The sequence below is a fragment of the Micromonospora sediminimaris genome, assembly GCF_016863575.1.
GTDB lineage: Bacteria > Actinomycetota > Actinomycetes > Mycobacteriales > Micromonosporaceae > Micromonospora > Micromonospora sediminimaris.
This window is the reverse complement of record NZ_BOPD01000013.1, coordinates 15,805-28,108: the sequence shown is the minus strand read 5'-3', so window position 1 is coordinate 28,108 and position 12,304 is coordinate 15,805. Positions and strand designations below refer to the sequence as shown.

Sequence of the window (12,304 nt, the reverse complement as noted above, 5' to 3'; positions counted from 1 at the left end):
CTTCGATGACTGTGCTGGCTGAAGGCGTCGATGCCCTTGACCTGCGGGGGCGTACCGTGTCAGAGGTTGTGAGAATAGCTGATGCCGACGACTTGCTTGAGGCGGTTCAGTTCGTATTTGTCGATGGACAATCTCTAACCCTGACGGTTTGGACCGACTGGAGGCTTACGGTTGAGTTGAGATCTGAGGCTGTCGTGCCTGACTATCTGTGGCCCGTTGAGGATAGAACTCGTACTGCAATAGAAGAATTTTCCGGGGCCAGGAAAGTGGTTGATGAGGTGGTCCCAGGTCTTAATGACGCGGGGATTCTGGCCTCGGTGCGATTTTCGTTGGACGGATGCCCGTTGCTGGTCAAATCCTTCGGCGGAGAATTGATCCTTGAATTAGGGTAAGTCGCGCAGAATTGGCGCGGCCGTCTCGGGGGGCATGGAACTTGGCATCACGGAGCGTGTTCGTTGGTTGTGCTGGTTCGCTGTCGTTGGTAGGCGTTGCCATCACGGTTGCCGTCACGAGCTGCGCTCAATCGAAAGTGATCTATTGATCGCCCTGCGGCTGCGAATCGGGCGATTTGCAGACGTGCTGGTTGGTGATCGGCGTCAATCCGAGCGCTGGTCGCTCGGATGCAGTTCATCCGGAGTGTCGCGGCCCTGTTGCCTCATGCCGCCTGCTGGTGATGAAGTGGACGGTTGCGGTTGGCGTGCGCGCGGCCCGGCGCCAGCCGGGCCGTCTTGATCCTGTAGAGCAGTTTTGAACAACCTGGCCCCGGTTGGTGGCTACTGCTTGGGTTCGCGGGTGTGGCTGCTGCGGCATTTGGTGGGCGCGGTCGGCGGATCGTTGTCGCTGGCGGCGGCTGCGATGGCGGGTGGTTTGGCGAAGTTGCCGTGGTCGGCTTGGTATTTGATCACTTCGTCGATGAGTTGGCTGTGGGTGTCGGCGTGGTCGAGCAGGTCTTGCAGGGCGGTGTTCTTGTCGGCGGCGGTGCGGGCCTGGTGGTAGCGGATGGTGATGGCCTGTTGGTCTGCGAGGTAGGTCGCGACCCTCCGGCGTAGTTCGGGGTCGTCGATGGGCTCCTGGAGGGCTGCGCTGCGTAGGAGGTCGAAGGCGTCGGGGTGGACGAAGGTGCCTTTGCCGGCGACGGCGTAGGTGATGCGTCGGTTTTGCAGCTCGCGTAGGGCGCGTTGGGCGGTCATGGAGGCCACGCCGTACACGTCGGCCATCTTGCGGGCGGACGGTAGCGGGTCGTTGGGGTTGAGACGTCCGTCGCGGATCTGGTCGAGGATGTCGTCGACGACCTGTTGGAAAAGGGCGCGTGTAGCCCCAGCGGACCGCTTGACGGCCGCCGACGACGCTGGTTGTCTGCCCACGTTGCCGTCACGGTTGCCGTCAACACCGCCCGACAGCACGAACCGCGACGCAGCCAATCCACGAAAGACCAGGTGAGAGCCCTGCGCAGATAGGTCACTCTCCGTGTCTTCGGTGAATATGCCACACGTACTATGTGCTCGCCGGCACCACCCCGGTACTCGTACACAATTGCCCTTCCGGGGTAGGCGGCGGTGAAGCTGCTGAAGCGACGGTTCGAATGCGGCACTACACCAACTCTCGTGGCGCTGCTGGCGTCATGGAGAGTGGCGTGATTAAAGCCAGCGACCAAAACAAGTTGTTCATTGTGCCCGCGCGGGGGAAGCCGATGAGCCCGCGCGATGCCGAGGACACTTTGGGTATTGGCCGTGGTCGTGGCCGTAAAGTCATTGAGTTTGATGTGCCGGCCAGTAGTGTCAGTAGTAGATCTAACCCAACAATGGGTATCACCGAGTGGGTGGCCGATGGTGATTTGCCAATTTCCAATGCCAGGGTGGTTCGATGACTGAGGGTGGCGGCAAGCATTGCCAGCTGAGGGTCGATGAGGCGATCCAGATCGCCACCGACCTCAATGAGTTCGTTGTTGCATTCGACCAGATTCTTTCGCGGATTGCTTTCGGGGAAGCAAATTCGGACTTGCTGACGAGCTACCTCTCGGAAAGAAACGTTCGGCAACGGCTTGCTTCGGCGCGAAGTGCGATCTTCGACGCTCTTGAGCAGGTGGTTGGGTAGGAGGCGTCAGATAGGATCGCGGAAGAAGGTTACAGGCACTTCGATTGATCTGCTGCTGAAATTCCCTGCTGCCATTCTTATCAATCTTTGTGAGATGCGGTAAGGTCAGAGTATTGACTGCAATTGGTGACGGAAGGTGTGCGAACTCCGTCTTCCGTCACCATTCTGGAAATCGGCAGGTGGCCCATACGCCGGGCGGGGCTGCGCTCGTGCGCGCTCGCGTACGCGGTGATGCGCTGGCGTTGCTGTCGCAGTCGATGTCAGTTGATCAAAATTATCCGAGATCGTCGATATGGCTATCTCGTGCGCAGATTGGCGATCTCCGGCACCGACACATCCTGGGCGAACCACCCGGCAGCCTGCCGCCGTACCGCCTTACGCTTCGCCCGCCCCGCGCGGACAACCCACCTCCAATCGGGATACCTCATCACCCCGGCCTACAGCGACCACCAACGAAGATCACGCCAACACGTCGACCCACAGTGGATTTAGTACGGCAGCCGCCGTTCGGGATCATGGTTGGAGTTCGAGGTTGAGGCGGCGTGTGTAGTGGGATTGTCGGGCTCGGGCTTGATGCTGGCGTCGCCAGCCTGACCAGTGCAAACGGTGGGCGAGGTCGCTGATCGGGCGGATGATGCAGGCGTTGATCAGGCGGCGGATCTCGTTGACGGTCAGCTTGATCAGTGTGGTGTCGGTCGGGTCGTCGTCGGTCGCGTCGGCGGCGCAGATCGCCAGGACGGCGAGGGCGGCCAACGCGAGGGTGGTGAACCGGTGCCAGGAGTCCCAGCGCCGGACCTGGTGCTGGTCGAGGCCGACCTGGCTCTTGGCGGCCTGAAAGGCTTCTTCGACGGTCCAGCGGATGCCGGCGACCCGGACGAGTTGGGCGAGGGTGGTCGGACGTGGGGTCCAGCAGCGGTAGAAGGCCAGTTCACCGGTGGTGGTGTTGCGGCGGATCAGGAGGCTGTGGCGGCCGCCGTCGTCGGGGTCGGCGTCGGTGCACACGTCGTCGAGCCAGGCCCAGTCGTAGAAGCGGGGGCCCTTGGATCCAGCGCCAGCGCTGCGGCGCTGCCACGCCGAGGCGGGCAGGTCAGCGGCGATCCGGTCGGCGCGAACTCGGGTCTTGCCGCCGTCGAGCGGAACCAGGTGGCTGCGGGACACGGCCAGGACGTAGCCGAGTGCGTGTCCGCGCAGGTGGGCGCGGAAGGCGGCGCTGTTGCCGTATGCCTCGTCCGCGGTGGCCCAGCCTGCTGGCACCCCGGCGTCGAGGGCCGCGGTGATCATGTCCGCCGCCAACTGTGACCTGGTGGCGAACTCGGTCTCGTCGGGCACGCCGGCGGCGTGGCAGCGGTCCCGGTCGTCGGTCCACGACGCTGGTAGATACACCCGTCGGTCGATCAGGGTATGCCCGCCCGCGCTGGCGTAGCCCAGGAACACCCCGACCTGGCTGTTCTCGATCCGCCCGGCCGTCCGGTGTACTGGCGCTGCACCCCCACGGTGTGGGTGCCCTTCTTCAGGTCACCGGTCTCGTCGACCACCAGGACCGCGTCCGGACCGCCGAACCGGTCGGTGACCAGCTGCCGCAGATCGTCGCGGACGGCGTCAGCGTCCCATACCGCCCGGTACAGCAACCGCTGCATCGCGTCCGGCCGGGCGTGCCCGGCCTGCTCGGCCAACTGCCAACACGTCTTGACCTCAAGATCGGACAGCAGCCCCGTCACGAACTGTCCCGCCGCACGACGCGGCTCCACTCGCCCGAACCGGCCCGCGAAACAGCTAAGCACTTCGGCCAGCACCCGCTCCCACCGAGCAACAGCTACGCTGTGGCACGCGGCCACCGCAAGATCTGATGTTGTGTCCACAACGCACAGACGATCACGCGGTGGCCGCCTCGCGTCCACCCCGGCTCACCAGCAAGATCTCAAACGGCGGCTGCCGTATTAGTCATTCAAGATCTGTCTGTAGCCGACGTCCGCCCGCGTTGCGCCGCTGCCGGTGGGGAGGTTTAGCGGAGCCAGCACCCAGCGCAGTTGTGGGGCGTCGGCCTGCCGGCTGCGGACGTGAAGTTACCCAACTGGTTCCCTCGATCTGGTAGAACCTCCCGGTGGATGCCGTCAAGCTGCGCCGGGCGATCGCCCGTACCCGCCTCGCCCCCGTCGCCGCCTTTCCGAAACGCCTGGTCGCCGTCGCGCGGCACGACGCCAAGGTGCTGCGCACCTCGGCCCGCTGGCTGGTCGCCTCGCGGGAGCATCACAACTACACGTACGAGTTGACCAAGCTCAGTCGCCATCATCTCGCCTGGTTCGTCAGCGTCGTCTGCGAGCTGCCGGTCAAGCAGGTCCGTAAGTACCTCGCCGAGATCGAGTCCGATGACGTGCTGCGGCAGCACATCAGCTCGGCCGTCGCGGGCGCCGCCCGGCGTGGCCTGGCCGACAAGCAGGTCCGCTATGCCCGCCGCATCGGCTGGTACGCGATCGTCCGGGCCAAGCGGCCGAAGCACATCGTCGAGACCGGCGTCGACAAGGGGCTGGGCAGTTGCGTACTGGCCGCCGCGTTGCTGCGCAACGCCGCCGAGGGGCACCCCGGCCGGGTCAGTTCCATCGACATCAACCCCGAGGCCGGCTACCTCGCCCGCACCGCACCCTGGTCGGAGGTGATCGACCTGGTGATCGGCGACTCGGTCGAGTCGATCACCGCGCTGGACCGGCCGGTCGACCTGTTCCTGCACGACAGCGACCACAGCCGTGCCTACGAGCGGCGTGAGTTCGCCGCCGTCGAGGTGAAGCTGGCCCCGGGCGCGATTCTGCTCACCGACAACGTCACCCACACCAACGTGCTGGCCGAGCATGCCGAACGCACCGGGCGGCGATTCCTCGCCTACCGGGAGACGCCGGCGAACCACTGGTACCCGGGCGACGGCATCGGCGTGGCATGGTAGCCAGGTGCGGCTGAGCGGGATCACCACCTATCCGGTAAAGGGTTGCCGTGGCCTCGTCCACGGCGCGGCCGCCGTACGACAGTGGGGGCTGAACGACGACCGGCGGTGGATGCTTGTCGACGACGCCGGGGTCGGCGTCACCCAGCGTGAGGTCACCGCGCTGGCCCGGGTGCGCGCCCGGCCGCACCCCGAAGGGCTGCTGCTGCGCGCCGACGGCCACCCCGACCTGGTGGTGCCGGTGCCGGCCGACGTCACGCCGGTTGCGGTGCGGACCTTCCGCAGGCGGGTGCTGACTGTCGACGCGCTGCCCGCCGGCCCCGCCGCCGACGCCTGGTTCGGCGCGGTGCTCGACCGGCCGGTCCGGCTGGTCCGGCTGGCTCGCCCGGCCCGGCACGTCCCGCGCGGCGACCGGAAGTACGATCCCGGTGACCAGGTCAGCTTCGCCGACGCGTACCCGGTGCTGCTGACCAGCACGGCGTCGCTGGCCGCGCTCGGCGACTGGCTCGTCGCGGATGGTGCGCAACCGGTGCCGATGACCCGCTTCCGGCCGAACCTCGTGGTCGACGGCGCCCCTGCCTGGGCGGAGGACGAGTGGGTCGGGCGTGGGCTGCGGATCGGGTCCGTCCGCTTCCGCGCCGCCGACCTGTCGGCCCGCTGTCTGGTCATCGCCACCGACCAGGAGACCGGGGTACGCGGCCGGGAGCCGCTGCGTACCCTGGCCCGGCACCGCAACATCGATCGCAAGCTCCTCTTCGGACTGAACCTGGTGCCGCTGGAGTCGGGTGAGGTGAAGCTCGACGACCCGGTGGAACTTGTCGACTGACCGGGCGGACACGGCTCGGCGACGACCGGCGGACAGCCCTTGTCGCTGAGCCACCGGCGGATCGATGATGGCCGAAGGGGCCCTCGACCAAGGAGTCTGAGATGTCGGTGATCCATCATCCCCGGGTGGCGTGGGACGCAGCCCGGACGCTGGTCGGGGCGGTACCCGACGACGAGCGTTTCCGCAGCATCGCCGGTGAGTTGGAACGACTGCTGGGCGAGGGGACGGCGCAGTCGCTGCGGGAGACGCGGGACCGGCTGCGCTCGGCCCCGGACGACGGCCGTGACCTCGTGGAGGCTGGCGTGTGGCGGGTCCGGATCGAGGACGCGCTGCGCAGCCACCCGGACGCCGTGGAACCGCTGCGCCGGCTGGTGGCCACCGCCCAGCCGAGATGGATCTCGTCTTAGCTTTCGCTTAGCTCGCTTGTCCGGGCGGTCGAGTCTCCGGCAGCATGTCTGCACGTGACCGACGGAATCGACGGCCCCGCCGACCAGGCACCGACTCAGCGTTCCGCGCTGCGTCGTTGGTTGGCCGGCGGGGCGGTGGCCACCCCTCGCCACGCGTGATCCAGGGCCCTTTCGTAGCATCAGCAGGCTGCGGTACCCGCCGACACGACCGTCGGGCCCGCGCCGGTCTTCGGCGCGGGCCCTCGGGGTGGGAAGGTCAGCAGGCTCCCAGGTCAACCCAGACGCCGTACTGACCGGTGGTGCCCGGCTCCTGGTTCTGCGTCCACCACTGGGCACGCCAGCGGTGGCCGTTGTGCGACACCACGTCGTTGGTGTTGTAGACGGCCGCGGGGCTCCACGCCGGGTCTGCGCAGGACGGGGCTGGCGCGACGGTAAGCGGCAGGATCGCCCGGCTGGTCCCGAGCGCCACCGTCAGCTGGCCCGCCAGCGGGTCCGAGTGGACGAACGCGTTCAAGTTGCCGGTGAGAATGAGACCGACCTGGCTGCCGGCGGGGAAGACGTAGTCCTTGGGCTCCAGCAGGACGGTGCCCGTGGCCTGTTGCCCCGGAGTCAGGGGAGTGCCGGTGGTCAGCGACAGGCGGTTCTTGGCATCGAGCGAGCCGCGTGCCACGACGCGGGTGACCGACCCGCCGGTGTAGTGCACGAGCAGAGCCGTGAGCGGGGTGCTCGTGGTGGCCGAGGTGAACGTCACCTCGATCCGGGCGGCGCCGGAGAGCCGGCTCTCCGAGGCGAGGGTCGGCCCGAGATACGCCAGCCGGTAGCTCCGCACGGTGCCGGGGCTCGCCAGCATCGTCGACTCCGCCACCGCGCCGGAGCTGGTGAACTGCTGGCTGCCCGCTCCCGCGGTGGTGGTCAGGCTGCCGGCACCCCCGTTGCCGGCTGGGCCCAGGTACAGCGACGTGTCCGTGGTGCCGGCCGGCGGCCACCCGGTTTCGTTCACCTGGGTGCCGTCCGGTCGCGCGATGGTGGCCTGCGGCTCGTTCATCACACCGTTGGCGATGTCGTACAGCCAGTAGTCCATCCACCGGCCGACCGGGTCCTTGGACTCGCTGTAGAACGGGTCGACGTGCGCTCCGTCGTGCAGGTACACCTTGCGCGGGACGTCATGCGTAACCAACTCGTCCCAGTAACGGCCCCACTGGGTGGTCTTGACGTTGTCGTCACGCTGCCCGTGCACGAGGAACACCGATGCCTGGACCTGATCCACGTCGTTGCGGTAGTTACGTTCCGCGAAGAAGGGGCTGTAGTCCCACTCGGCCAGCGTCTCACCGTCACCGATGGCCTGGTACTGCGCCGTGCAGTTCACCAGGGACTGGTCGTTGCCCCAGCGGGAGGTGAACCCCTCCATGTAGCGGACGCTCCAGCTGCGGTACCCGATGCCCTGGGCCCGGGTGTAGTCGTACCAGCTGGAGATACTGCTGACCGGCACGATCGTCTTGAGCCCGTCGATGCCCGTCTCGGCCACCTGCGTGGCCAGCGTGCCGTCGTACGAGACCCCGTACATGCCTACGTTGCCGGTGCTCCACGACGCGACCGCAGCGGTGCCGTTGGCGTAGTTGGCGGTTGTACGGCCGTTGAGCCAGTCGATGACGGCGGCCACGCTCCGCCCGTCCGACTCGCCACCGACCGACAGGCACCCGTCGGACGTGCCCGTACCGGCGATCTCCACCTCGAGCACCGCGTAGCCTCGCGGTACGAAGTACTCGTCCAACCAGCCGCTCCAGTGGACGGCCGGATCACCGATCGGGTCGGTCACCGTGCTGCGGCGGGCCGCCGTGCTCTGGACCGTCCAGTACGGACTTGCCTTGACTATCGATGCGACCTGCATGCCGTCGGCCGTCTCCGCCGGCCGGATCAGCTGGACGGTGATGGTGTCGAGCAGGCCGTCACCGTCGCTGTCCATGTCCGAATCGACATGCACGGTCTCGCTGATCGCGTTGGCCAGGGAGAAGACCGGTTGGGTGGCGCCGTCCTCAACAGCGATCTCGGGTGGGGCCGCCGCCGCCTGACCGGGTGCGAAGAGCGCGCCCGTCCAGACTGCCAGTACCGCGGCGAGAACGCCTGCCGACCGCCTTGTTCGTGCGTGTGCAGACAATGATCATCCGTTCGGTCATGTGCCACCCACGCCCTCATCCCCGCGTGGATGGCATTCCTGTCAATTACGGAATGCGCATCCACGAACACCGTGTCAGGGATGCGGTCCGCCGAGAACCCGTTTGTGATCAGTGTCCAATTCGGAGTTCAGCTCTTCCGGCCACCGCATCGGCATGGTTCGCTGCGGGAACCGCGCGTGGGTGTTGCCCAGGCTTAGATTTCAGTTAGCTCGCTTGTCCGCCAGCCCGCCGGTCCGGCAGCATCGGTCCTCATGACCGACGCCACCACCGCCGCGGACGAGCCTGGGATGCCTGCGTCCCGTCCTGCTCTGGGCCGCTGGCTCGCCGGTGGGAGCGTCGCCGCGCTCGCCGTACTCCTCGGAGTCACCCTCGCGGTGCGCTCGGGTGCCGCCCCCGCCTGTGCCGCGCTCCGCGCCGTCGGCGGGCTGCTGGCACCGCCGGCCGCCGGCACCGTCCACAAGGGAAAGGTCACCTTCTACGACTCGAAGGGCGCGGGCGGGAACTGCTCGTACCCGGCCGCCCCCGCCGACCGGCGCTACGTGGCGCTCGGCCCGTCCGAGTACGCCGACGGTGCCGCCTGCGGCGGATACCTGGAGGTGACCGGCCCGAAGGGCACCGTACGGGTCATGGTGATGGACCAGTGCCCCGAGTGCGCTCCCGGCCATCTCGACCTGTCCCGGGAGGCGTTCGCCCGCATCGCCGACCCGGTGCAGGGCATCGTCGATGTCAACTACCGGCTGGTTGTCGATCCGCCGTTGCCCGGTCCGCTCACCTTCCGGATCAAGGAGGGCGCGTCGCAGTGGTGGTTCGCCGTCCTGATCGCCAACCACGGCAACCCGCTGCGCTCGGTCGAGGTGCGTCAGGGCAGTTCGGGCCAGTGGCGGACCGCCACTCGGGAGAGCTACAACTACTGGCTGATCGACTCCGGTGCCGGGCCTGGTCCGTACCAGATCCGGGTCACCGACACCCGGGGCCACCGGGTCACCGCCACTGGCGTCCGGATGGCACCCGGGACGGTGCAGCGCAGCTCCGTCCGGATGTACGGAGGCAGTTCACGCGGGTCGGCCACGGGCACCGGAACGCCGTCGGCGCGCCCGAAACCGTCCGCCAGCGCGTCGACGCGCGCCTCGGCCCGGCCGACGCCGTCGGTCGCGTTGACGACCGACGCGACCGCGTCGGTTGAGCCGACCGCGGTTGAGGCATTCGCCGCCGCGCCGCTCGCCACGCCCTCGCCCAGCTGCGGCTGACGCTGCGGCCGGCGGGCTTCGACCGTCCGCGCCGGGGCCGTCCGCGCCGGAGCCGGTCAGCCGCTCGTGCCGTGATCCTGCCGGTCTGTGGTCAGGCCGAGCCACATCAGGATCTCGTCGCGGTCGTCGCCGGGAGCGACCCGGATCGCCGCGGGCCAGCGGCCCACTTCCCGGTACCCGAGCCGCCGGTAGAACCGGTTGAGCCCGAGCCCGTCGCGGACGGTGACGTGCAGCGCCGCCAGCCCGAGGCGGCGGGCCACCCGTTCGGCCTCGCGCATCAGCGCCTCGCCGAAACCACGCCCCTGCGTGTCGGGATGCACCATCACCCGGGTGAGCACCCGTAGGTGCGGCTTCAGGTGGAACCGGGGATCGGTGAAGATCGCCATGGCGACCAGCCGGTCGCCGTCGTAGCCGAGGAGCAACCGGTCCGGCCCGTCCGCGATGCCGGCGAGCGTCGGGTCGGCGATGGTGCGTACCTCGTCGGCGGTGACCGGTGCCACGAAACCGACGGCACCGCCGGCGTTTGTCACGTCGACCCAGAGTGCGACGATCCGTTCGCGCAGCTCAGCGGTCAGTTCCGGGTCGAGGACGAAGCGCAGGCTCACGCCCGTCATCCTGACCCGCGAGTCGTACCCACCGCCCGAGATGGTGACGAGTCCGACAGCGCCTTTGACCCCTTGTGTTGGGAGAGCGCCCACTGGTGCGGGAGGGGGGACTTGAACCCCCACATCCTTTCGGACAATAGGACCTAAACCTATCGCGTCTGCCGATTCCGCCACTCCCGCCGGCCTGAGTGATTCTAGAGCGACACCTGGCCGTGTCGAGCCCGGCCCTCCCTCGGGGATGGGCGGAACGGGATCCGGGTCCGTCCGTCGCGCCGACCGGTGCGACGATTCAGTCCAGGCCGAGGTCGCGGCGCAGCTTGGCGACGTGGCCGGTGGCCTTGACGTTGTAGAGCGCCCGCTCGATCCGGCCCTCCTCGTCGATGACGAAGGTGGAGCGGATCACGCCGGTGACGGTGCGGCCGTACATCTGCTTCTCGCCGTACGCGCCGTAGGCGGTCAGCACTGACTTGTCGGTGTCGGCGACCAGCGGAAAGGTGATCGCGTCGCGCTCGCGGAACTTCGCCAGCTTCTCCGGCTTGTCCGGTGAGATGCCCACCACCTCGTATCCGGCGGCCTGCAACGAGGCCAACGAGTCGCGGAAGTCGCAGGCCTGCTTGGTGCAGCCGGGAGTCATCGCGGCGGGGTAGGCGTACAGGACGACCTTGCGCCCGCGCAGGTCGGTCAGGGCGAGCTGGCTGCCGCTGTCGGTGGGCAGGCTGAACCCGGGCGCCGGGTCACCGGGGGAGAGGCGGGCGGGTGCGGTCATGGCACGACCCTACCGTCGGGCTGCGTCGGCCCGGCCGGCGCCGCACGGGAGCGAGGCGTACGGCACTGTTGCCAGCTATTGGCAACAGCGTGGTACGGGAAATACGCTCACCTCTGCCGGTGAGCACGGGTCCGCCGGCACGTGGGAGGTCACGTGGAAGCCCTGGCGATGCACATCTCCAACGGCATCATCAACGGTCCGGTCGCCGCGGTCTTCGCGGTGATCGCGCTGGCGGCGATGGCGTACTGCGTCATGCGTGGCCGGCAGGACCTGGACGACCGGCTGGCGCCGATGGCCGGCCTGGTCGCCGCCTTCATCTTCGCCGTGCAGATGCTCAACTTTCCGATCTTCTCCGCCGGGGTCAGTGGCCACCTGCTCGGCGGTGCGCTCGCCGCCATGTTGGTGGGGCCCTGGGTCGGCGCGCTCTGCGTCGCGGTGGTGCTGGTGGTGCAGGCCCTCGTCTTCGGTGACGGCGGCGTGGCCATGCTCGGGCTCAACATCACAAACATGGCCGTCATCGGCATCGCCGTGGCGTACCTGCTGATCGCGCTGCTGCTCCGGGTACTGCCCCGCACCCCGGCCGGGTTGGCGGCCACCGCCTTCGTCTCCGCGCTGGTCAGCGTGGTCGTCGCGGCGATGGGCTTCGTGTTGCAGTACCAGCTCGGCGGGACCACCGACCTCGGCGGCAACCTGGCCGGCCTGGCCGGCACCATGGCCGTGTCCCACCTGTTCATCGGCATCGGCGAAGGGCTGATCACGGCCACCACCGTGGTCACCGTGGCGAAGGTCCGCCCCGATCTGGTGTACGCGCTGCGCGCCCTGAAGCCGGCCGCGCCGGTGACCGTCCCGACCGTCGGAGGTGTCCGGTGAAAAAGTGGGGTTTCCTCGTCGGTGGGCTCCTCGTCTCCCTGCTGTTGGCCGGTGTGGTCAGCAACTTCGCCTCGTCGCATCCGGACGGGTTGGACTCGTCGCTGCGGGAGGGCTGCACCTTCGACGCCGACGATGAGATCACCGGCGGCAGCTGCCCGGCGCAGCAGGAGCGGGAGCACGAGATCGGCGGACCGCTGGCCGACTACGGCATCGCGGGCATCGACAACGACTTCCTCTCCACCGGGCTCTCCGGCGTGCTGGGCGTACTGCTCACCTTCGCCGTGGCTGGCGGTGCCTTCTGGCTGGTCCGCCGCCGGCAGCCGGCGGCGGAGAACGCGACCGGGGCGGAGCGCACCGACCCGGCCACCACGAGCGGCGGGTAG

At 68.2% G+C, this 12,304-nt stretch carries 13 protein-coding genes, 1 tRNA gene and 1 pseudogene; 9 read left to right on the top strand and 6 right to left on the bottom strand.

Features of this window, described 5'->3' with window-relative positions; all coding sequences use genetic code 11:
* Positions 1-5: 5 nt before the first annotated feature.
* Positions 6-392, top strand: coding sequence for a hypothetical protein (locus Vse01_RS11440; protein WP_139233080.1), 387 nt, complete (start codon positions 6-8; stop codon positions 390-392).
* A 381-nt stretch (positions 393-773) separates the two neighbouring features.
* Here the strand turns inward: Vse01_RS11440 and Vse01_RS11435 are convergent, their stop codons facing one another.
* Positions 774-1,364 (bottom strand): GntR family transcriptional regulator, encoded by a 591-nt coding sequence (locus Vse01_RS11435; RefSeq protein WP_093402049.1) that lies wholly within the window; start codon positions 1,362-1,364, stop codon positions 774-776.
* A gap of 218 nt (positions 1,365-1,582) precedes the next feature.
* Between Vse01_RS11435 and Vse01_RS29320 the strand changes: the two genes are divergently transcribed.
* Entirely contained in the window at positions 1,583-1,867 is a 285-nt protein-coding gene (locus Vse01_RS29320) for an HYD1 signature containing ADP-ribosyltransferase family protein (protein WP_093401895.1), read from the top strand.
* Positions 1,864-2,094, top strand: a complete 231-nt coding sequence (locus Vse01_RS11425; RefSeq protein WP_093401894.1) for a hypothetical protein — start codon at positions 1,864-1,866, stop codon at positions 2,092-2,094. The genes Vse01_RS29320 and Vse01_RS11425 overlap by 4 nt, the downstream gene beginning before the upstream one ends.
* Positions 2,095-2,607: 513 nt before the next feature.
* Here the strand turns inward: Vse01_RS11425 and Vse01_RS11420 are convergent.
* Positions 2,608-3,887 (bottom strand): annotated as a pseudogene (locus Vse01_RS11420) (IS701 family transposase).
* A 308-nt stretch (positions 3,888-4,195) separates the two neighbouring features.
* Here Vse01_RS11420 and Vse01_RS11415 point away from each other — a divergent pair.
* The 3 genes from Vse01_RS11415 to Vse01_RS11405 all read left to right on the top strand — a co-directional run bounded on the left by Vse01_RS11415 (position 4,196) and on the right by Vse01_RS11405 (position 6,259).
* Complete coding sequence (locus tag Vse01_RS11415) at positions 4,196-5,029, top strand: O-methyltransferase (protein ID WP_093401893.1); 834 nt, start codon at positions 4,196-4,198, stop codon at positions 5,027-5,029.
* Positions 5,030-5,033: 4 nt separating this feature from the next.
* The gene (locus Vse01_RS11410; RefSeq protein WP_093401892.1) at positions 5,034-5,852 is read left to right on the top strand and encodes an MOSC domain-containing protein; all 819 of its coding nucleotides are present in this window, start codon (positions 5,034-5,036) and stop codon (positions 5,850-5,852) included.
* Positions 5,853-5,953: 101 nt separating this feature from the next.
* Entirely contained in the window at positions 5,954-6,259 is a 306-nt protein-coding gene (locus Vse01_RS11405) for a hypothetical protein (RefSeq protein WP_093401891.1), read from the top strand.
* A gap of 256 nt (positions 6,260-6,515) precedes the next feature.
* On the opposite strand, the gene Vse01_RS11400 is transcribed toward Vse01_RS11405, so the two are convergent.
* Complete coding sequence (locus tag Vse01_RS11400) at positions 6,516-8,222, bottom strand: CocE/NonD family hydrolase (protein WP_093401890.1); 1,707 nt, start codon at positions 8,220-8,222, stop codon at positions 6,516-6,518.
* A gap of 462 nt (positions 8,223-8,684) precedes the next feature.
* On the opposite strand from Vse01_RS11400, the gene Vse01_RS11395 reads away from it, so the two are divergent.
* Positions 8,685-9,680: an expansin EXLX1 family cellulose-binding protein gene (locus Vse01_RS11395; protein ID WP_093401889.1), complete on the top strand. Its 996-nt coding sequence runs from the start codon at positions 8,685-8,687 to the stop codon at positions 9,678-9,680.
* A gap of 56 nt (positions 9,681-9,736) precedes the next feature.
* Here Vse01_RS11395 and Vse01_RS11390 read toward each other — a convergent pair whose 3' ends face one another.
* The 3 genes from Vse01_RS11390 to bcp form a co-directional block, all read right to left on the bottom strand.
* Positions 9,737-10,285, bottom strand: a complete 549-nt coding sequence (locus Vse01_RS11390) for a GNAT family N-acetyltransferase (RefSeq protein WP_170863294.1) — start codon at positions 10,283-10,285, stop codon at positions 9,737-9,739.
* A 93-nt stretch (positions 10,286-10,378) separates the two neighbouring features.
* Positions 10,379-10,465, bottom strand: a tRNA-Leu gene (locus Vse01_RS11385).
* 109 nt (positions 10,466-10,574) lie between these two features.
* Complete coding sequence (bcp, locus tag Vse01_RS11380) at positions 10,575-11,051, bottom strand: thioredoxin-dependent thiol peroxidase (RefSeq protein ID WP_093401887.1); 477 nt, start codon at positions 11,049-11,051, stop codon at positions 10,575-10,577.
* 153 nt (positions 11,052-11,204) lie between these two features.
* On the opposite strand from bcp, the gene Vse01_RS11375 reads away from it, so the two are divergent.
* Positions 11,205-11,921, top strand: coding sequence for an energy-coupling factor ABC transporter permease (locus Vse01_RS11375; protein WP_093401886.1), 717 nt, complete (start codon positions 11,205-11,207; stop codon positions 11,919-11,921).
* Complete coding sequence (locus tag Vse01_RS11370) at positions 11,918-12,304, top strand: PDGLE domain-containing protein (protein WP_093401885.1); 387 nt, start codon at positions 11,918-11,920, stop codon at positions 12,302-12,304. Before Vse01_RS11375 ends, Vse01_RS11370 begins: the two co-directional genes overlap by 4 nt.